The 20300-nt window shown below is 46.0% G+C and carries 20 protein-coding genes; 9 read left to right on the top strand and 11 right to left on the bottom strand.

Annotated features, from left to right (window positions below; all coding sequences use genetic code 11):
- The first annotated feature begins 42 nt into the window (after positions 1 to 42).
- Positions 43 to 660 (top strand): adenylyl-sulfate kinase, encoded by a 618-nt coding sequence (gene cysC / locus CBX96_RS12570; RefSeq protein ID WP_109286939.1) that lies wholly within the window; start codon positions 43 to 45, stop codon positions 658 to 660.
- Here cysC and CBX96_RS12565 read toward each other — a convergent pair.
- The 4 genes from CBX96_RS12565 to CBX96_RS12550 all read right to left on the bottom strand — a co-directional run bounded on the left by CBX96_RS12565 (position 652) and on the right by CBX96_RS12550 (position 7113).
- On the bottom strand, positions 652 to 2532 hold the full coding sequence (locus tag CBX96_RS12565) for a sensor histidine kinase (protein ID WP_258294586.1): 1881 nt from the start codon (positions 2530 to 2532) through the stop codon (positions 652 to 654). The genes cysC and CBX96_RS12565 overlap by 9 nt on opposite strands.
- Positions 2533 to 2546: 14 nt before the next feature.
- The gene (locus CBX96_RS12560) at positions 2547 to 4781 is read right to left on the bottom strand and encodes an EAL domain-containing protein (RefSeq protein ID WP_109286937.1); all 2235 of its coding nucleotides are present in this window, start codon (positions 4779 to 4781) and stop codon (positions 2547 to 2549) included.
- Between the two features lie 140 nt (positions 4782 to 4921).
- Positions 4922 to 5761, bottom strand: a complete 840-nt coding sequence (locus CBX96_RS12555) for a TIGR03899 family protein (RefSeq protein WP_109286936.1) — start codon at positions 5759 to 5761, stop codon at positions 4922 to 4924.
- 146 nt (positions 5762 to 5907) lie between these two features.
- Positions 5908 to 7113 carry an MFS transporter gene (locus CBX96_RS12550; RefSeq protein ID WP_109286935.1) on the bottom strand — a complete coding sequence of 402 codons (1206 nt, stop codon included), beginning with the start codon at positions 7111 to 7113 and terminating at the stop codon, positions 5908 to 5910.
- A gap of 432 nt (positions 7114 to 7545) precedes the next feature.
- On the opposite strand from CBX96_RS12550, the gene hemG reads away from it, so the two are divergent.
- The 3 genes from hemG (at position 7546) to CBX96_RS12535 (ending at position 9905) form a co-directional block, all read left to right on the top strand.
- Positions 7546 to 8067, top strand: coding sequence for a menaquinone-dependent protoporphyrinogen IX dehydrogenase (hemG, locus tag CBX96_RS12545; RefSeq protein WP_109286934.1), 522 nt, complete (start codon positions 7546 to 7548; stop codon positions 8065 to 8067).
- Between the two features lie 37 nt (positions 8068 to 8104).
- Entirely contained in the window at positions 8105 to 8632 is a 528-nt protein-coding gene (locus CBX96_RS12540; protein WP_109286933.1) for a cytochrome b/b6 domain-containing protein, read from the top strand.
- A gap of 265 nt (positions 8633 to 8897) precedes the next feature.
- Positions 8898 to 9905, top strand: a complete 1008-nt coding sequence (locus CBX96_RS12535; protein WP_109286932.1) for a DUF4382 domain-containing protein — start codon at positions 8898 to 8900, stop codon at positions 9903 to 9905.
- 69 nt (positions 9906 to 9974) lie between these two features.
- On the opposite strand, the gene CBX96_RS12530 is transcribed toward CBX96_RS12535, so the two are convergent.
- Positions 9975 to 10727 carry a DsbA family protein gene (locus CBX96_RS12530; protein WP_109286931.1) on the bottom strand — a complete coding sequence of 251 codons (753 nt, stop codon included), beginning with the start codon at positions 10725 to 10727 and terminating at the stop codon, positions 9975 to 9977.
- Here CBX96_RS12530 and CBX96_RS21575 point away from each other — a divergent pair.
- On the top strand, positions 10720 to 10869 hold the full coding sequence (locus CBX96_RS21575) for a hypothetical protein (RefSeq protein ID WP_181382199.1): 150 nt from the start codon (positions 10720 to 10722) through the stop codon (positions 10867 to 10869). The two genes, CBX96_RS12530 and CBX96_RS21575, sit on opposite strands and share 8 nt — an antisense overlap.
- A 124-nt stretch (positions 10870 to 10993) precedes the next feature.
- Here the strand turns inward: CBX96_RS21575 and CBX96_RS12525 are convergent, their stop codons facing one another.
- Together CBX96_RS12525 and nfsB are read right to left on the bottom strand one after the other, a co-directional pair.
- A complete protein-coding gene (locus tag CBX96_RS12525) occupies positions 10994 to 11638 on the bottom strand; it encodes a DNA-J related domain-containing protein (RefSeq protein ID WP_011623806.1) in 645 nt (214 codons plus the stop codon).
- Positions 11639 to 11941: 303 nt separating this feature from the next.
- On the bottom strand, positions 11942 to 12595 hold the full coding sequence (nfsB, locus tag CBX96_RS12520) for an oxygen-insensitive NAD(P)H nitroreductase (protein WP_109286930.1): 654 nt from the start codon (positions 12593 to 12595) through the stop codon (positions 11942 to 11944).
- A gap of 367 nt (positions 12596 to 12962) precedes the next feature.
- Here nfsB and CBX96_RS12515 point away from each other — a divergent pair, with 367 nt between their 5' ends.
- The 3 genes from CBX96_RS12515 (at position 12963) to CBX96_RS21500 (ending at position 15372) form a co-directional block, all read left to right on the top strand.
- Positions 12963 to 13973 carry a sugar-binding protein gene (locus CBX96_RS12515; RefSeq protein ID WP_109286929.1) on the top strand — a complete coding sequence of 337 codons (1011 nt, stop codon included), beginning with the start codon at positions 12963 to 12965 and terminating at the stop codon, positions 13971 to 13973.
- 530 nt (positions 13974 to 14503) lie between these two features.
- Positions 14504 to 14854: a hypothetical protein gene (locus CBX96_RS21505; protein WP_146194345.1), complete on the top strand. Its 351-nt coding sequence runs from the start codon at positions 14504 to 14506 to the stop codon at positions 14852 to 14854.
- A gap of 197 nt (positions 14855 to 15051) precedes the next feature.
- A complete protein-coding gene (locus CBX96_RS21500; RefSeq protein WP_146194344.1) occupies positions 15052 to 15372 on the top strand; it encodes a hypothetical protein in 321 nt (106 codons plus the stop codon).
- A gap of 640 nt (positions 15373 to 16012) precedes the next feature.
- On the opposite strand, the gene CBX96_RS12510 is transcribed toward CBX96_RS21500, so the two are convergent.
- Genes CBX96_RS12510 through CBX96_RS12500 form a run of 3 tightly spaced genes read right to left on the bottom strand, consistent with a single transcriptional unit; the run spans position 16013 to position 18151 of the window.
- Positions 16013 to 16738 carry an amino acid ABC transporter ATP-binding protein gene (locus CBX96_RS12510; RefSeq protein ID WP_109286928.1) on the bottom strand — a complete coding sequence of 242 codons (726 nt, stop codon included), beginning with the start codon at positions 16736 to 16738 and terminating at the stop codon, positions 16013 to 16015.
- Positions 16731 to 17411: an amino acid ABC transporter permease gene (locus tag CBX96_RS12505; RefSeq protein ID WP_011623798.1), complete on the bottom strand. Its 681-nt coding sequence runs from the start codon at positions 17409 to 17411 to the stop codon at positions 16731 to 16733. Before CBX96_RS12505 ends, CBX96_RS12510 begins: the two co-directional genes overlap by 8 nt.
- Before the next feature lie 5 nt (positions 17412 to 17416).
- Complete coding sequence (locus CBX96_RS12500; protein WP_109286927.1) at positions 17417 to 18151, bottom strand: basic amino acid ABC transporter substrate-binding protein; 735 nt, start codon at positions 18149 to 18151, stop codon at positions 17417 to 17419.
- A gap of 371 nt (positions 18152 to 18522) precedes the next feature.
- On the opposite strand from CBX96_RS12500, the gene CBX96_RS12495 reads away from it, so the two are divergent.
- Positions 18523 to 19347 (top strand): hypothetical protein, encoded by an 825-nt coding sequence (locus CBX96_RS12495; RefSeq protein WP_109286926.1) that lies wholly within the window; start codon positions 18523 to 18525, stop codon positions 19345 to 19347.
- 4 nt (positions 19348 to 19351) lie between these two features.
- Here CBX96_RS12495 and CBX96_RS12490 read toward each other — a convergent pair whose 3' ends face one another.
- Positions 19352 to 20242 carry a LysR family transcriptional regulator gene (locus CBX96_RS12490; RefSeq protein WP_011716019.1) on the bottom strand — a complete coding sequence of 297 codons (891 nt, stop codon included), beginning with the start codon at positions 20240 to 20242 and terminating at the stop codon, positions 19352 to 19354.
- Between the last annotated feature and the right edge of the window lie 58 nt (positions 20243 to 20300).

Raw genomic sequence — 20300 nt, 5'->3', positions numbered from 1 at the left:
TTATCTTAGGTTGTTACTCAACCTAAGGTTTGAGGAGTGTTTATGAGCAATATTGTGTGGCACCAACATAGCGTTGACCAAGCGGCCAGAGCCAAACTTAAGGGACAAAATCCGGTATTACTCTGGTTTACTGGGCTGTCTGGTGCGGGTAAGTCGACTTTGGCTGGGGCGCTTGAGCGTGCACTGTTTGAGGCAGGCTTTCACACTTATCTGCTCGATGGTGACAATGTTCGCCACGGTTTATGTAAGGATCTGGGCTTTAGCGTTGCCGATAGGGATGAAAACTTACGCCGCGTCGGCGAAGTGGCAAAACTCATGGTGGATGCGGGCTTGGTGGTGTTATCGGCCTTTATTTCGCCGACCCGTGAGGAGCGCGATAGCATACGTGCACGTTTCCCGACTGGGCAGTTTATTGAGATCCATGTGTCAACACCGCTTAGCGTATGTGAGCAGCGCGATCCTAAGGGCTTGTATGTTAAGGCTCGTCGCGGTGAGATCAGTAACTTTACTGGTATTTCATCTCCCTATGAGGCGCCGCTCTCGGCGGAGCTGACGATTGATACCAGCAAAGGGGATTTAGCCTCGCAAGTACGCGCCTTGATTGACTATTTGACCGCGATTGAAGTGATTAATCCAGATAAAGTCAAAGCCTTAGCCTAAGGTCATTTTATGGGATTCGGGGGCATTTGTTGGCAGCGTTAGCGTAAAACAAGTGCCTTTTCCCTGTTCACTCGTCACCTTGATATACCCGCCAAGTAACTGCGTCACCAGTTGATGCGCCAAGTGTAATCCTAAGCCTGTGCCGCCTTTACCCCGGCGAGTCGTAAAGAAGGGATCGAAGATCTGCTTCAAGGTCGCATCATCCATTCCGCTGCCATTATCGCTAACAGTTATGGCGATGAAGGCATCTTCAAGACGGTAGGCCGTGATGTAAATCTGGCCATTACCGACATCATCAAAGGCATGGATGAGGGCGTTGGACACGAGATTTTCGAGCACTTGGCCAAGGGCGCCAGGGTAACTGTTTAATTCAATCTCAGGCGCAATATCGATGTTTAATTCATGGGATTGTTTCTTCATCCTCAGCCATGAGGTGTGCAGCATATCTTGAACTAAGCCTGTGAGTTTAAAGACGCGCCGTTCTTCACCGGTACGGTCGACCGCTAAGCGTTTAAAGCTTTTGACTAGCGAGGCGGCGCGCTCCAAGTTGGTTCTGACTATCTCTGCGCCTTCATTAAAGTGCTCAAAATACGTATCTACATCGGAACGTTTAAGGCCGGTCTCGAAGGCTGACTGTAATCGAAGACATTCATTCTTCATACTCGATAGGGTCATTAAAGATGCGCCCACAGGGGTATTTAACTCATGGGCTACCCCCGCGACCATCATCCCGAGTGAGGAGAGTTTGCCGGTTTCAATTAATTGCTGCTGGGTGTCGTGCAGGTGTTGTAAGGATTGGGCCAGCGCTTTATTGCTGCTTGCCAGTCGTCGCTGTTGCTCGGTTAAGTCGTCGTGGAGTTTATCCCGTTCATACATAGATTTAGCCGCGCGCCAACAGACTATGCCGCCTAATATCAACAACATTAGCCCGATAGTTAAAGACTCCAGAGCGCATTGCAGGGTGATTTGGCTTAACACTGTTGGGGAAATATGAGCAACCAAGCGCCAATTCGGTAGCGTCGCATTACCGAGATTTTGCACATTTTCATAATCCCAAAATCCATTTGATGTGGTAAAGGCAAGTTCGGTATTTTTGCTGATGGCTTGCCACGCTTCGGGATAGTTATTGCCAAACTTTAAATCTTCTCGACCATACATAAATCCCCATGCCATTTGCGGCTGCGGCGCGAATAACCAGTATCCGTCGGCGTTTAGCATCGACAGTTCGACTCCGCCTTTAGCTGTGCTGGCGATGGCGTCTAACAGGGTTTGGGCGAGAAAATTCAGCGCAATAAATCCTTGCCTTTCCCCCGAGGCTAAAAACACAGGGGTGGTGATGCGCAGCATAGGTTTAATCGGGGTTTCAATGACTTTGTTTTCAACGTTTAAGTCTAGGGGGGAGAAGTAAAACGTATCGGGCTCAAGCGCCAGACTCGGTGCTATGTAGTAGCGCCCCTGTTTAGATTGTAACTCTGTCTGCGGCACAATTTGGGCGACTTGGTTGATGAGATTAATGCGTACCTTTTCCATGGCGTCGTTATCGAGCCAGCGCACTTGGTCATATTGCTGTGACGCCTCACTGAATGCCTTAAAAAAGTGTTCGACGGTACTGAGATCGGTATTTTTGCCCGAAGCGGTATCGAGAAGAAGTTGATATTTAGCGAGAAACAGTGCATCCCGTTTAAGGCTGCCCAAATAGTAGGCTATGGTTTGGTTGGCATCGGCCAGCACCATCGCCGCCTGTCGCGCTAAAGGCGTCATCGCTTCTTCATGGCGTTTTTGATAAAGCACGAGACTTAGCAAGGGTACCAAGAGTAACCAAGGCAACATCAGTTTAAGCCAGTAGCGACTAAGCAGTTGTAAGGGCGTCATGGCTCGGCTCAATATCATTCGATAATGCGTTTTTGGAAGTTGGCCAACCAAATGAGTAGCTCTTTGAGTGGCATTGGTTTCGCGTAAAAATAGCCCTGGGCATCGTGGCATCCTCGATGTTTCAGCCAACGTGCTTGCTCTAGGGTTTCGACACCTTCGGCGATCACATTCATCTTAAAGCGTTCCCCGAGCAGGATAATGCTATCGACAATCGCCGCGGCACCATCATCCGTGGTGACATTATCGATAAAGGATTTATCAATTTTAATGCGATCGAAGGTGAGTTTGCTGAGGTAGGCCAGCGATGAAAAACCTGTGCCAAAGTCATCGATGGCGACGTTAATATTCATATTACGCAGGGCTTTGAGTTGCTTATTAATCACCTCAAAATTCTGCATGGCAATCGACTCAGTGACTTCAATTTCAATTTGATCGCTGGCAATTTGTGCCGCTTGGATATCTGCATTGAGCTGATTGACGATTTGCTCTTGCTCAAACTGCATCGCCGAGAGGTTAACGCCGATCCGCAGATTCGGGTAACCCGCTTCGGTTAAGGCATGCATGGCTTGGCAAGATTGCACAAATAATTGTTGACCGAGTTTTGTGATCAGCCCCGTTGCTTCGGCGATGGGAATAAAGCGCAAGGGAGGTACGCTGTCGCCATTGGGCAAGGTCCAGCGCGCCAGCGCTTCGACACCCACGACTTCCCCCGTTTGTAACGACACCTGTGGCTGCAGCGCGATATTGATATCTCCTTGGGTTATCCCAAGTTGCAAGGCCTGCAGTAATTCAAAATGCGACGCCACATCATCTTTAGATGGTTGATATGTCACATGTTGACGTATCCCGAGGCTCTTGGCCTTTTTCAGTGCCATATTCAGCTGAGTGATGGCGGCGACAGCATCCCCTTCGGCGAGCTCCAAGGGCAGGGTAACTGTACTGATATTGACAGTAATACAGGAGGTACCCTGTTGATAGGGCGCGACAAATAACTGCTCAATCAGAGCGGCTGAAACTAAATGTTTAGGGCCTAAAATGGCAAACTTATCATCCTTTAAACGGCTGACTAGCACGCTGGCGTCGAACTGATCTTTTAGACTATTTGCCACATGCTTGAGCATGTTGTTGCCATGCTCTGAGCCAAATACATGGTTGAAGTCTGAAAACTTATCTATGTCTATGAGTAGTAAATTAAATTTGTCGCGAATGTCTTCCTTCAAAATGCCATCCAGTGTGCGGATAAGCACATTGCGATTCGGTATTTTCAGTAAGGGATCTTCAAAGGCGATTTTATCCAGTTGGCTCATTAACGATACGCTGTGCAGGCCGCCGCAAATGTTCATGCTAAAAACACGGATAAGCTCGGTTTCGGTCGCATCGAGTAGTCGCCCCGTGGCGAGGTAAACGGCATAGTCATTACCGGCAAGCTCGCCGGGGAAAAACAGGCAGGTATATTGCGACTCGATTCGGGAGTGTTTGCTGCTTAGACACAACTCGAGTTGGATGCGGATATGTTGCTGTTCGAGCTGCTGTAAGGCTTTACCGTAGTAGGATTCAAACTCTCCTGAAGCGCCAATGATTTGATGCATATGGCCAAATTCATGCAGATCGTTAATGGCTTTGACACAGACTATGCCGCCCGAGGGTAAATTTAGCAGAATTGCCAATTGTTGAAGCATTTTGCTCGACAGTTCTTTGATATTGCGCGAGGTGTAGAGGGCACCGCTGGACTCGGCAATTAACTGCAACCCGCGCTTTGCATTAGCGATATTACTGATCTGTTGATAGGAGCGCAGGTTAGTGGTCAAGATGGTTTGCAGACGGTCGGCGGAAAGCTCGGATTTAGTCCAATAGTCATTGATATCATAATCACGCATCACGTTAAACACGGGCGCCATACCGGGTTGCCCTGTGAGCAGAATAATGCGGATTTTCTCGTTTCCGAGCACTTCCCTGATGCCTCGCACGAGTCTGAGGCCTGCATCTTCGGTTTCCATCACCACATCGACTAAGGCAATGGCAAAGTCGTCTTCATTGGCAACCATCTGACAGGCTTCTGCGTAACTAAATGCTTGGGCTAATTCTATTTTTGCGCCAAGAATGGTGAGAGTGGACAAGGCGAAAGCGGTAGAGCGTTGGAAGTTAATATCATCGTCTACCGTGAGAATTTTGACCGCTTTCGTTGCCTTTAGCGCGGTACTTGGTTCGGGTTCATCTAAGAAGATAATGTCTTGCGATTGGCTGACCATATTCTCTTTCCTTGAGATTTCGAAACATCCTTATTTACCCAGTTTAGAATTGAGTGTTTTTTATACTCAAAGTATTTGCGACACTCAGGGGTAATTCAAGAAAAGATTTCGTGGTCAGACATATAAGTCTGTTTAAGCGATTACTCTATTTTAAAATCCTTCGCAAATAGCGCCTGTAGCGCCTTCAGGTAATCTTGGTCTTGTTTTGGTAGCACCAGTTGCGCCAGCTCATCACCAATCGGGGTTAAGCGATAGTAGCTAAACAGCAAGTTACCACTCTTTGGGGTGAGCTTCATTTGGATGCCGGGCATGGTGAGTTGGATGGGGGTTTTACTGTTGAGTAGGCCAGTTTCAAACTCACTGCTGTGCAGGATCCCCGCATCGACTAAGGTGAGAATGCTGGAGTAGGGCAGACCAAATTGGGATAAGCCTAGGGTGACACTGGTATTTTTACGAAAATATTGGCCGAGTCCGCCCGTGAGCCGATAGCCGCTGATCAGCTTTAAGCGCTGCTCATTATTCACTTTGGCCGCCATACCGAGGGCTTTTTCGAGGATTTGCGCTTCCCTATGGGTCAGTTGTTTTAACAGCGCTAGGGTGCGCAGGCTAAAGTTGCCCGGGTTGACGATTTCACTGGAGAGGATACGGGCCCACAGATCCTGCATTTTGCGGTTGTGGATTTGCTCCGCCATCAAAAAAAATTGATGGCTCCAGTCGGGATCCAGATCGACCCCAGTGACATCCGACGGGGTGTAACTCAAGGCGAGGGCGAAAATGGTTTCGACATTGGCTTGATACTGGCTGGCGAGTTTACGCTCCCTTTGTTGCGCACGTTCGGCAATAGAGGCATTGGCGGGGCGATATTCCTGCTCACTGGCGAGACCGAGTTGGCGACCCAGTACCAGCGCTTTTTTACGGGCCGAGACCTCGGCTGCGGGAGCCGCTTCATCCGCAAGCATTAAAATATCTGAATCCTTCATGCCTTTATCCTGTTTGACCTATTTGTGTTGGCCCTATTTTTGTGAGCTCGTGGGATCAAGTTGACCCCACGAAATGCTTCCAGCTTAGTCGATTGCAATCCTTAAGTCTCTGCGCTGGATTGCTTTTATTACGCTGCGGGCACTTTTTAACTGTCGAGACTCGGTTTTTCGATGGATTTAGCAGACCAAGCCCAATTGGTTTCATTCCCTGGTGACGGATGGCGCGGCACATTGAGGGCCAATACTAAGGAACAGACCGCAAATCCAGCGCCAATGTAGAAGACGAGGGCGGGATCGCTCAACCACAGTAAGCCCAAGAGCACAGGGATAATCACCGCAGCGATATGGTTAATGGTAAAACTGACCGACATGGTAGCCGCAATATCTTTGCTATCGGCAATCTTTTGAAAATAGGTTTTCATGGCAATCGCCATCGCAAACAGCAAATGGTCAATCACATAGAGGGCGGCGGCCATATGGGGTTGCTCGACAAGCGCATAGCTGACAAACACAAAAAATAACCCAATGTATTCCACCGTCAGGGCGTTGCGCTCGCCAATGCGGCCGATTAGGCGACCAATGGATGGCGCAAACAGTAGATTGACCACATAGTTGATCAGGAAAAGGGCGGTGATTTCACTGACGGTATAGCCGAATTTCTCGACCATCATAAAGCCTGCGAACACCATAAAAATCTGCCGACGGGCGCCAGAGAAGAAGGTTAACAGGTAATACAACCAGTAGCGTTTACGCAGGATGATTTTTTTGTGTTGCACTTCGTGGGTATCAAACTGTGGGTAGTACAGACTCATGCTGATCACCATCAGCAGGCCTAATACACCAATAATCAAATACATATGCCAGTAATCGAGTTTTAGCCAAGTCATGACAATCCAAATACTGCCATAGCCGACCAAGGCCGCTGCCGAGCGCCATGCCAGCGCTTTGCCCATAAAACCTGCGGTATCCTGCTTCGCGACCCATTGTAGGGTGAGGGATTGGTTAATGGTTTCAAAGTAATGGAACCCAACCGACATCAATACTGTGGTGAGGTATAAGCCCAATACCTGCGGAAAGAAGCCGGTAATTGCCACGCCAATGCACAGAAGGGCTAATGACAGCAGGGCGAAGGCTTGCTCGCGCACTAACAGCAATACAAAAATAGCGGTAAAGGCCAAAAAGCCGGGGATTTCCCTTAGGCTTTGCAGCATACCGATTTCGGCGCCAGTGAATTGGGCTTTTTCAATCACGAAGTTGTTCAGTAGGGCTTGCCAAACGGCGAAGACGAGCGACATAACAAACGTCATCCACAGCAGCAGTGCTTTGGGATCTGCGTTTTGAGTTGTTTTCATGGGTAGGGTACTCAGGCGATAAGTGAACAAATGCTAATGCTTTTGCCTTTTATGTGCTAGCGCTAAGGATTGGCACTTATTTCTGATTTTGTAACATTTTGATCCCAGAGATGCGGATATTTATTTTTGTGAGCAAGCTAGAATTACCGTATATCCAGCGGCCATTTGGCGCTAAGCCCGTGATCTATTTCATGTAAATTGGTGACTAAATCACCTAGTATGCAATATCGTAATAGGCAGTTTGCTTTTTGCGTGGTAAACCTAAACCGCCTCTATTTAACTCATGCACCATAGACTCGCTTAAATCTTGCCGTGGTGAATTGTGTTATAGAGGCTGAATTAATCGGTTTGTTTAGGTCAACATAAAGCCGCCGTTCTTTGTCTTTCTTCTGGCCGCTTTTTCTTATTTTTGTTGAGATAATCGAGGCTTAAGTGAAAAAAATTCTGATCATCTTCTCTAGTGTTCATGGTCAAACTCGCAAAATCACCAATCAATTGGCGCAGCAACTTAAAGAGTTGGGCAATTCTGTGGTGATTGCGGATATTAAGGCTGTGCCGGCGATGGAGTCCTTCGATAAGATCGTTATTGGCGCCAGTATTCGCCACGGAAAACATAATCCGGCGTTGTACGAATTTATTCAAAAGCATCAAAAGATCCTCTCGCAAAAGGTGAGCGGTTTTTTCTCCGTCAGTTTAGTCGCCCGTAAACCTGAGAAAAACACCCCAGAAACCAATCCTTATATGCAGGCGTTTTTAAGCAAAACCACTTGGCGCCCAACCTTGTTACAAGTGTTTGGCGGTAATCTAAATTACCAAGGCTATAATGCCTTCGATAGAAATATCATTCGCTTTATCATGTGGTTAACTAAGGGGCCGACGGATCCTGTGACCAATGTTGAATACACGGATTGGCAAAAAGTGAATGATTTCGGCCTGTTGATCCACCAAGCCTGAGCGAGCCCGTCGCTTAGCTCTTAAGGGGAAACCCACTATGTCGGCAAAAGTAACCCAGATATTCGATTTTGTGTTGGCACGTCTACACCTGTGGATTGTGCTATCCGTGGGGCTACTCGTCTGCACCAGCCCATGGATTTTTATCGGTAGAAGCCTGCGCGCCAATGCCAGTATCTGGGATTATCTGCATGTTTATCTTGGGTTAATTGCTGCTGCATTGGGGATCTTATTTTTACTGCGTAACAGTATTCAAGGTAAATGGCATCAATACTTCGCCTGGCTGGTGGGGGATTGGGGGCAACTGATACAGGATATTAAAGGACTTTTTAAGGGAAAACTGCCCGTTGCCGGGGGCAAGGGCTTATTCAGCACGATTGAAGGCATTGGCATGTTGCTGCTGGTCGCAACGGGCATGACAGGGGCGTTGTGGTTTTTCTATCAAGGCACCCCGCTGGCGATGACATGGCGTGGTTACCATCAAATTTGCGCCGATGTATTTATTGGCTTTTTAGTGGTTCACTTGGTTTTAGCGGCATCTCACATTATTGAATTTATTAGGCAATAAGTCGCAAATAGGTTCGGATGCACCTAAGGATGTGGCTTTGTTCTGCTCGAGTCCTACACCTTCTTAATATCTTCCACCGTTGAACGGATTTTCACCGTTCAGCGTACGTTCATCGACAAGCTGCACACTCAGCCCTAGATTTATCTCTACATGCCTACCCAGCCCGTTTTAGCCGTTGTTTTCATGCTTTGGCGTTACTATGTGTGCTCATGGGGCGAGGTATGACGATGTTGAGAACTTTTTGGAAGACTAATGAAGGTATCCTATGAATATTCAAAAAAGTGCTCTAGCGATAGCGTTGACAGGTTTGCTGTTTGGTTGCGGTGGATCTGACTCGGGCGAACCTGCCACCCAAATGGCGACATTCAGCCTAGGCGTATCCGATAATCCCGCTGATGCCAAATCGGTCACGATTGCATTCAGGCAAGTGGTATTAAAGAACGACACAGGTAGCTACTCGTTCAATGTCGCCCCAAATGGCGAGCTTAAATTTGTCGATTTATTGGAGTTTCAAGGCAGTGCGGTAGATACCCTAGTGAGCGGTCAATCGATTCCCGTGGGCGAATATCAAATGTGTTTGTATATGAAAAACAGTACAGTAGCCAATAGCGACAGCTCACACGTACAAACCTTAGACGACACTCTCTATGGGCTAACGACCAACAGCAACGGCTCATGCGGCGGTGTGGGTGCCGATGAAAGCGATACGGGCCGATTGTTTTTCAATAAGAAATTCACCATTGCGGCGGGCGTCAATAGCTTTGTTGCCGAGTTTGATTTAAGCAAAGGTTTGCAAGATCCCCACGGTAATAAAGATTACTGGACGCTAAAACCGACTTCAGTGCAATTATTTAATCAGTCCGAAGTGGGCGCGATTAAAGGCACAGTTGGCGCTACTGTGATGGAAGGCTGTGAAGTCGCCGCGGGTGGCTCAGTGTTCTCGCCAGCGGTTTATTTGTATCCAGCCAATACCACGCTGGAGCAGATGAAGGATTTCAGAACCGAGGCCGACACGGCCACTGAGATTGCGCCTATTGCGGCGGCTCGGGTGAATGATGTCACCGATGCAAACGGCCAAGTCATCGGCCACGATTATGAATTTGGCTTTGTGGTCGCAGGGGATTACAGCTTAGGTTATACCTGCCTAGCGCAAAATGATGATCCAGATGTGAGTAACAATCCCGATGATGTGGAATCGCCTTTCTTTATTCACGCCGCAGAAACTGGGGTGACTGTGACGGCCAAAGGGGTTGCCGAGCGTAACTTCCCTTAGTCGTTAACCGAGCCAACAAAAAAACCAGCATCACTGCTGGTTTTTTATTGGCTGCTCGTCAATCGAGCCTTAGCTCAAACGCTTTTGGCGGCCAAGGGCGATAACGGCTGCAAAGGCTAAGAATAACCAGTTTAAGCTGCCGCCTGAACTCTTAGGCGCCTGAGCATCTTTCTCGACGGCCAGATAGTTAATTAAGCCAATCAGCTCATCTAAGGTTTTGATACTGCTTAAGTTAACCGCATATTTATCGTTAACGATAAAAGCAGGCACGCTTTCAACGCGGAATTGATTTTGCTGGGCACGCCACAGGGCCAGCTTCTCATCTGTGCTTTTACTGTCGGCGAGTTGGTCGTACTTGGCCGCATCGATACCAAACTTGGCGAAAATTTGCTTAATGTCGTCACGGCTGTTGATTTGCGGTTCGTGCTTATGGCCTGGCGCACCGTGGTCGTGGCCGTTTGCGCCTGCTTCGCCTTGGATGGCGGCAAACATCGCATGGGTTAACGCATCCTTATTATCTAACTCATGAATGACTGCCAGTGAGCGCATCACTTCGGTGCCAATGTCGCTATTCATAAAGTCGACATGCTTAGTATCAAATGCAATACCTTTGTTTAGATTGGCTTTGATATCAGGCAGATAGTTGGTTTCCATATTGAAACAGTTATGACAATAGAAGGAGAAAAACTCGGTGAGTTTTGGCTCGCGGCTCGGTGCTTTGTCAGAGATTTGCGTGTAGTGCGTGCCTTCGACAAAGTTGGCGGCAAAGGTGCTAAATGGTGCAACGATTAAGGCGACAGCCAAGGCGATTGGTTTGATCATAGAACCCTCAAATTCGGTTAGAGTGAATTCACCGCATCAATTGCATGCGCTGTACCTACCTAAGTGGACTAAGGTGGCTCAGGTGATTTCAGTCTCGGAGTTACGCTCGCGTTATACCAGCGTGTATATGGTTTTAGGTTAGTTTGGGATGCTTAATTATCGCTGAAACGGGCGGTAGATATTGGACTAAATCTGTGATCCCGCGGGAGTTTAGCTCGATAACTTTGTCAGACTGCAAAGGGGATCACAGATATAAAAGGAAAAACTTAAGCAATATCGCGCAGGGATTGCCAAGCCTCACAGACCTCGCGGAAACGCGCCGCATCGCCTTCGGGTCTATCGGGATGCCATTTCAGCGCTAAACGGCGCCATTGTTTGCGGATGTCCCTTGGTGTTGCGCTCTCATCTAACTCGAATACCCTCAGGGCGTGGCCCTTGTGCATCAAGTTCACGTTCAGGCCAATATAGCTCTTATAACTGCTCCAGAAGGCTTCCAATAATTCGCGTACTACGTTTTCACTGGTGTCGTAGTTATTCCAGTCAAGATAGTATTCCCGCAGTGAAGTATCTTCCATTATCAATAGGTTAACGTTGGAAGGCACGAGGCGGAAAATCTGGATCTCCATCGCTTTGACTTGTAGCCATTGCTTTGGCATCAGGATCTCTTGCAATTCGAACAGGGCATTCATCAGTAAAAAATTGCGTTTAAACAAATCATTACCAGGATTTTCATCTAACGGATGGATTAGCCCGCGATTTTGCAGTTCGGTAGCTAGGTGATGGATTTTCCAGCTTTGATTAGAGGCTTGTAACACGGATAACACGGGCCAGATTAACGGGTTATCGCCCTTAGTGGTCGAGAGCGTTGCCGATTGAGCTTCTGCACTGAGTGAAGGTTTAGCGAGTAGCATACTGACTGTCCCATCCTAAGTTGTTATCAAGCGAGTGTGATTAAAAGTAAGGCTTTACTATCTATAAGATTTTAAATGCTTTTATCTTATTGTGATGCGAGTCGTTACTGAGCTTGGAATACACTATGCCATAGAGGAAAAGTGTAGGCAAAGAAGGATTCTAGAGCAATTTACCCCGAGGTCACTCCGACTTTGGTTGGTTTTAACTGCGGCATGGGATCTGCTGATGCTGGAGAGCAGGCGATAAAAATGCCCTTGTTTGCAATCACAAACAAGGGCATATGCAAACTTAGCGAACGAGGTTTAGATCTCGGTAAAGATAACCTCTTGCGCTAAACGTGACTTTGGTAACTTAGCGTTGAAGTCTTCTTCGGAGCGGTAACCTAGAGCGACCACCACTGATGCACAGAAACCTTTTTCGCGTAGGCCTAAGACTTGATTGAGTTTAGTCGCATCAAAACCTTCGATTGGACAGGCATCGATATCGAGCACACTCGCACCTAACATTAGGGTTCCGAGTGCTAAATACACTTGTTTTTCCATCCAATGTTGGGCGTCTTTTAACTCATTCTTGTGCATATTGGCAAAGAAAGAGCGGCCGTTGTGCTGGCCTTGCTTGGCTTCTTCATTGGCAAAACGGCCATCAGCAGCCTCTTGCTCTAACACTTGCAGTAAATGGGCTTCATCGAGTTGAGTGCGAGTGCAGAGCACGACCACATGGGAAGCATTAAGGATTTTCTGGGTGTTAAAGGCAAAGTGCTCGGTCGATTGCGCGATTAAGCTTTTGCCTTCGGCCGTGCTTGCTAACACAAAATGCCAAGGCTGCGAGTTAGTCGATGATGGGCTGAACTGCAGTAATGTCTTGATTTCGGCTATCTTGTCGGCAGGAATCGTCTTTGTTGGATCAAAGGCTTTAGTGGTGTAACGCTTTTTAGCGAGAAAACTTAAATCACTCATGTAACAGCTCCAAATCATCGAGGAATACAAAATCAACGACAGCATTTTAAGCGGGTTTAAGTAAAAAACAATGTGATCAAAACGGCTATCAGTTTCAAAATATTTTTGAAATTAATAGCCGTTATGCGCAATGAATGCTGAGGGACGTTTTGTGAAAAGCAGTGAATAGCAAGAGTCACCTCATGGCGTTATGGCTGGTTAAACAAATTGCTGAGTGCGGTTTTGATGTTGCTAGAGAGATGAGCTAACTTAAAAATACTGAGTGAGATCAAAAGTCTTCCATAATAAAGTTGCCACTTGTGTGGTTTAATCTATTCCTTTGCTACATTTTATTAAGTCGAGCTTACTGTTTTATTTAGGGGAATGTATGGCGAGATTATTGATGCTGCTGATTGCTATTAGCCTATTACCGCTGTCTTGTGGCTACGGAAAGGAGCTTAAGTTTGCAGTAGTACCTAAATTTTATAGTATTTTTTTTGATCAAAGCAAAACGGGTTGTGTTGACGCCGCCGCACAAATTAAAGGGGTTGAATGCATCTATCGGGGACCCGAATCAAGTAGTGTGAGATTGCAAGATCAAGTGATAAACCAGCTGATTGATGAAGGTGTGGATGGAATTGCCGTTGCGGTTACCCAATCTAAGTATTTAATTGAAAATAGCCTTAAAAGAGCAAAGGAAGCCGGCATACCCGTTGTTACCTATGATTCTGACTTTGATGCTTCTATTAACCAAGATCCCAAGAATTTTCGCTTAGCCTATATTGGCACGGACAATTTTGAACTGGGTAAATCATTAGGTGAGGAGTTAAAAAAACTACGGCCTAATGGAGGGACGTTAATCACGCAATCTGGGCGACCAGATTCCCCCAATTTGAATTTAAGACTGATGGGCGTTCGCTCCGCATTATCTGGGACTACATACAGTGTTCCTCCCGGGAAAATGCTAAATAACGAACAGGGCTGGACTGAAGTGCGGGAGCCTTTGTTTAATTTTGACCAACTTAGTCAAGCGGTTAAGCAAATGGAGTCCGTGATGAAAGGTAAGCCAGTAAAGGCAAATTCCTTCGTTGCCGTTGGTGGTTGGGCACAAAATGATGCAGCCCTCTACCGAGAAATGATGGCACCCTATCAAGATAAAATCGATAACAAGGACATCGTCATTATTATTACCGACACCTCTCCAGAGCAATTAGCTATGTTGAAAGACCGCCTTGCCCATATCAACATTGGTCAAAGTCCCTATGAAATGGGAAGGCAGGCCATTTTGACCTTATATAAAATTGTCACCAAACAAAAATACGACGACATTATCTACACACCTGTGACCTTTTGTACTCAGCAGAACTATGAGGCCTGCGAGAAACCTACGGGAATGTAATGCCATAGAGGTTATGTTCTAGAGACCGTTTTGGAGAGTGCAGCCCCAAAAAAGTCACAAACAGATGTTTGCACAGTCTTTTATATCCGTAAGTTGGTGATAAAAGATCATTGGTAATCTGTTACTGTATTAATTTGAAATTACCCTATTAATATTCAAACGTGAAAGTGGATCAAACTTGCCTAGTCTTGTTAACTTCGACCCATTTTCAATTTTCGTTGGCTTCTGGCGAACGCGCTTTTGCCCCAAAAAGTGTAACAGTTAGAAGGCTTGCTCTTGCTTAGTCTGATAGTTTGAGATACTTAAAGTAATGAAAACCAAAAAGTATGACCTAACCATGAGCGATTTCAAAAATCGTTAACAGTGAATCAGACTTGCCTAATCTGGTTCTCTCAATTAGGTAAACACTCATGCGCAATAATGAAATGATTTGCGCCAGTAAATTATCACCGATATGATTCTAATATGCCTTTTGTTATGGCAAATTAGATAATATCTCAAATGAAAATACCGTTAGGATATAGAATATCATGAACTTAAAACCTTTATTATCTACATGCCTTTTGGTGTTTCTTTCAGGCTGTGTCGCACCTACGTTAAAGCTAGTAAATCATGTCGGTCCAGTAACTTATGATGCGTCTTCAGCTTCAGAATACAGCAGCAAACAGACTGAACAAGGATTTATAGTTGTAGCTTTTCGTAGTGTTCATAGGTTCCTTCCTGATACACAACCTGATTACCAAGAGTGCTCTGATGTATTAAATTCAGTAGCTAAAGAATATACCCCTGTATCTTGGAGCGCTGTGAATATAACGGCTCATGAATATAATGGTGTAACAGGTATCGCAAACACAACCTGTACTTATACATATAAAACATGATCTTACTCACTCTGATTACGATGTGAAAGGTGTTAACTACTTAAGGAGTATCTTAGGTTGTTAGATAAAGTTGAGTTACAAAAAAATTATGAAAAAGCTCTGTTTAGAGCACTAAAATAGTTTCAGTTTTTAGAATCTATTCTCATAAAATATATAACTACTTCGCATTATGTTATTCGATTCAAGATTCAAATACGTTGCATTACGATTTTTGTGACGAAAAAGTAGAAGAATGGGGTCTTAGCCGATTAGCGACTCGCTTTAAAAATATATGCAAAAATAATGATTTAAGTTCAAAAATAAAAAGTGTATGTAAGACTCGAAATCAATTAGCACATGATGCTTTTTTTCAAAGTTTTCGTGATAAAATTAATGGTATAAATAACGAAGAACTACATACAAAAGGTTGCAAAATATATAGTAAATCAGTTGAAGTTAGCCAAATTATCACCGAATTACTTAGAGAGCTCAAAGTATTAGAACAGGAATATGAGCAATTAACAAAGCAATCAAGGTGACGTTTTGGTATGAGTTTTGACTTGTTTTGCAGGCTCAGCGCTGGACTCCTAGCGCTATCATATAGGAAATTTTATATTCTCTAGTCTGCAAATCAGCAATTCTGTGTTGAAAAATCTATCCCACAATTGCCTCAAACTAAGCGAGTGAATCACTCTACACCAGACTGATTCACGCGAGCCGCTAAAACCCGTCCCAATCCCCCGATTGCGGCTATTCTGGGGCGGTTTTTTCCCTTAAGATGAATCAAATCTCTAGATAACTGATTCATGCCCCTGTTATGCTTATTCCGACAGGAGATATCGAGTGTTAGTTGGTTTGTTGCCAAACGAAGCATTGCTATTAGAAGAGCTAATCCGAATCTGGCTAAGAAGGGTGAATAATCTAACAAGGTTTTGTCCCTTTGCTTTTTACGTACATATCGCAAATGGGTAGTTAAAATTGGCATTGGGGCACCAGTGACCGTTGGCGACATGGATGTCGCCGTCGAGCCTATAGGGATATATTCACGGCGAGTCACTGGGGAAACAATGACAATAAACTCCATAAATAGATAAAAAATTCATCGCTTCTGTCTCGAAGCATGCTGAGTCTCATCGAGCAAATACCATTGTTCAACTTTCAATGTTGTATAAGTCTTTATTACCTCAGCACTTTACTTAAAAAGCTTTGGGTTCTGGCTTCTTTGGGGCGGGTGAATAATTCCTCGGGGATATTGGACTCCACCACATAGCCGCCATCCATAAAGATGACTCTGTCGGAAACATCGCGTGCAAAGCCCATTTCGTGGGTGACAATCACCATGGTCATGCCTTTTTGCGCTAAATCCTTCATCACATCCAGTACATCGCCGACCATTTCGGGATCGAGTGCCGAGGTGGGCTCATCGAATAGCATCAGATCCGGCTCCATCGCCAGCGCGCGTGCAATGGCAACCCGTTGTTTTTGTCCACCCGAGAGACTCGAAGGATAAGCATGGGCTTTATCCTGCAAACCCACTTGAGTGAGTAGCGTGAGCGCCTTGTTATCGGCTTCGGCTTGGGTCATTAACTTTAGGCTCACTGGCGCTAAGGTAATGTTTTGCAATACGGTTTTATGGGGGAACAGGTTGAAGTTTTGGAACACCATGCCCACTTTTTGCCGTAATTTGTCGACACAGGCATCCTTAGCGGTAATGGATTGCCCTTCGATTTCAATATCCCCTTGGGTGGGTTTTTCTAACAGGTTGATGCAACGTAAAAAGGTGCTTTTACCGCTGCCGCTAGGGCCGATCACACTCACCACTTCGCCTTGGCGAATATGTTCGTTGATGCCCTTAAGGACCGCATTATCGCCGTAACTTTTGTGTAGGTTGGTTATGTTAATCACTTTGCTTCAACCTCTTTTCGAATTTCGACAGCATAAATGTGAAGCTGTAGGTCAGGAACAGGTAAATCAGTGCACAGGTAAAGAGTGGGATACTGTCTTCAAAGGTACGGCTACGGATAATCTCACCCGCCCGCATTAAATCCACGCCGCCAATAAAGCCAATTACGGCGGTTTCTTTGAGTAGCACGATAAACTCATTACCTAATGCGGGCAGAATATTCTTAATCGCCTGCGGCAGAATAATTAGCTTCATGGTCATCGCCTGTGACAGGCCGAGCGAGCGTGCCGCTTCGGTTTGACCCTTATCGACGGCTTGAATTCCTGCGCGAATAATCTCAGAGATATAAGCGCCGCTGTTTAAACCAAAGGCGATAATGGCGGCGGTAACCTTATCAACATCGAATGCGGCCAGCACGATGAAGTAAAGGATCACTAACTGCACCACCACTGGCGTGCCGCGGATCACGCCAACATAGAGTTCAGCGGGGAAGCGGATATACCACTTAGATGACATCTTCATCAGTGTGGTACCCACGCCTAATACTGCGCCTAATAACATGGCGAAGAAGGTCACAATCAAGGTGACTTTTAAGCCGTTTAAGATCAGCAGTATGCCTATCATGCCGTCGTCGCCAATGGGACTAAACAGCGAAGTATTGATTGCTTCTAACATAGGGATCACTTGATATGGGCTGAAACGAGCGTCTGATATTGGCCGCTTTCTTTCAAGTTTTTCAGCGTGTTATTAATGCTATTGAGAAGTTCAGGCTGCTGCTTTGATACCGCAAAACCATAAAACTCTGGGGGGAAATCCAGCTTGATCAGTTTGAGATCAGGGTTTTTCGCCAGATAGTTCGCCGCAGGTTCGCTATCGAATAGCACTAAGTCGACTTTGCCATTCTTCAGTTCCATGATGGCTTCGAAGCCGGTGTTAAACGCCGTGACATTTTGGGTGTATTTTTTAGACATCATATCGGCGGTTGAGCCGAGCTGCACCGCAAAGTGTTTGTCTTTAATGTCATCAAGGGTATGAATGGTGTCGTTATTTTTATTCACGAGCAGCACTTGAGTCGCTTCGTAGTAGGGCTCCGAAAAGTTAACGCTGGCTTGGCGCTCTGGAGTGATGGTCATGCCCGAGGCGATAAAATCAATCTTGCCTGAGTTTAGCGCGACGATCAGTGAATCGAATTTCATGTTTTCGATTTTAAGCGTCTTGCCGGCATCCTTAGCGATTTGTTTGGCAAGTTCAATGTCGAAGCCTTTGATTTCGTCGCCACTTTGTCCGCCTACGTATTCAAAGGGCGGGAAGGCCGCATTGGTGCCAACCACTAAAACATCGTTACTTTTCCCACATCCAGCTAACAACAAGGTGGCAGTCAGCGCTAGGCCGCCTAATAACATGGATTTTTTCATTTAAGACCCTCTTTTGAATGACTCGCAATGTGGCGACTATAGGGATATACAGCATGGGTGTCAATAATTATGCTTTAAAAATGATTAAAAATTCACTAGTGAGTGTGGGTGACTTAGATAGGATTCTATGTTTAATAGGATAGTGTCATTTGATATCAATAGATTTTTAAAAAGTTGCCAAATTGTTTAGGGTGACCGTGAATAGCAATTTCACGATTTTAAACCGCGAGATATGCAATTTTTTATTCACTTTGGCGAAAGGGATGGATTTTTATGAACTATCTCAGATACAAATGGTAAAAACTTCATTAAATTACACTTAAATCATCTAATCTTAATGCAGTATTAAACAGTATTTTATGGAGCGAAATGTGAGATACCTAACTCTGGCACCAGTGGCACTCCTTCTCGGTTTAACCACCTCAGTCAGTGCAGAAGAATCCACCCAATGGCATTACACCATGGGGATACATGATTTTATTGTGGAGCAGGAGAGTTCACATACCTTTGGATTCAACGGCAATATTATGATTGAACATACCACTGCATCGGATATTTATTTGTCTGCGGTACTGGATATGTTTATCGATATTGATACGGATAAGTTGGATCCTGACCATATTCCGATGTGGTTCAAATCGGAATATGCCGCTCTTGGGGAGCTTTATCTTTTTTCTCCCGAGTTGTCCTTAGGATGGCAAGTGGATTTGCAGGGCAAGCGTAATACCGTGAGTTCAGTGGAGAAGCAGGCGAAGTTTTTTCCTGGCCTAACAGCCAATTATCACGGCCAACAAACCCAAGCCCAGCTTAAAGCGGGCGCAGGTTATTACTATTTAGAAATCGATGACGACGTGCCCCGTACCCGTGGTTACGATCGGGGCGATTTTGGTAATGGCGAGTTCGCTTACACCTTAATGGGCAGTTTTGGTTTTGATATCACGCCCAAGTTAAACATGAGTTTTGCCGCGCAAAACTGGAACGACGGTGATAAATGGCTTGAAAATCAATATCGCTTCAGCATGAGTTACGATACGGATTATTGGGAGAAGGGTAGCCAGTGGTTACTGTATGTGGAGCATACAGAATACAACCTAGACCACTATGCCAAGGAGAGTGTGCACTCACCCGACTACTTGCCCATCCTGCCTTGGGATAACGATACCTTAGTGCGCTTTAGCTTAGTCGTGCCTTGGTAGTGAGCTACTTTTGCGTTAAGTGTTTCTCCACTAACGCAATCATCGCCTGTGCCGCAAAGGACAATACCTGTTCTTTGCGCCAAAACAGTGATAACTCCCAGCGCAGTTCATCGCTCGCCAATGGAATATTCACTACTCCAGATACGCTGTAACGCCGCGCGATAGAGCGCGGCAGTATCATCACGCCCGTGCCCGCCGCCACGAGGGCGATCCCGAAGTCGGCTTGGCTGACTCGAGTGATGTTTTTAGGGGTAAATCCGGCGTGTTGGCAAGCGGTTAACACCAGTTGATACAAGGTGTATTCGGTTTCAAACATCACTTGTGGCTCGTCGACTAAGTCGTGGATCGACAGCATAGCTTGTGAGGTGAGGGGATTCTCCTTGGGCAGTACCACCACCATGGGATCGTTAAACACCCGAATGCCGTGGTAACCATCGTCGAAGTTGATAATCCCGGTGGCCAGTTCAATTTCACCCTTTTGAATCGCTAAGGTTTGCTCCACACCGCCGCGCACCAGCAGGTGCATATCAATTTGCGGATATTGCTGGCGATATTTGGCAATGATAGGGGCAAAAATTTCAGCACTGCCGAGTGGCGCGAGACCGAGTTTCAATTCGCCTGCGGTTAAACTGCGCTGGGCACTGAGTTCGGCCAGCATGCGTTGTCGCCCAGCGAGCAACTCCTTGCCATGGCGATAGACCACTTCTCCCGCTTGGGTGAGCTTAACCTGAGTGCCACGCTTGCCGCGCTCGAGTAGTACCAGATCCAGTTCTTCCTCCAATTGACGCAGCGCCTTGGAGAGGGCGGGTTGGGTGAGATGAACCTTTTCGCTGGCCTTACCAAAACCGCCGGCATCGATGATCTCGATAAAATAACGCAGCACTTTAAGATCCATTCTCGCCTCGATAATACATTCTTAAAATTCATGGATTACATGCTTAATATTCATTTTT

It is taken from the genome of Shewanella sp. BC20 (assembly GCF_003129585.1).
In the GTDB taxonomy this organism is placed as follows: Bacteria; Pseudomonadota; Gammaproteobacteria; order Enterobacterales; family Shewanellaceae; genus Shewanella; species Shewanella seohaensis.
This window is presented reverse-complemented; position numbering and strand designations above follow the sequence as displayed.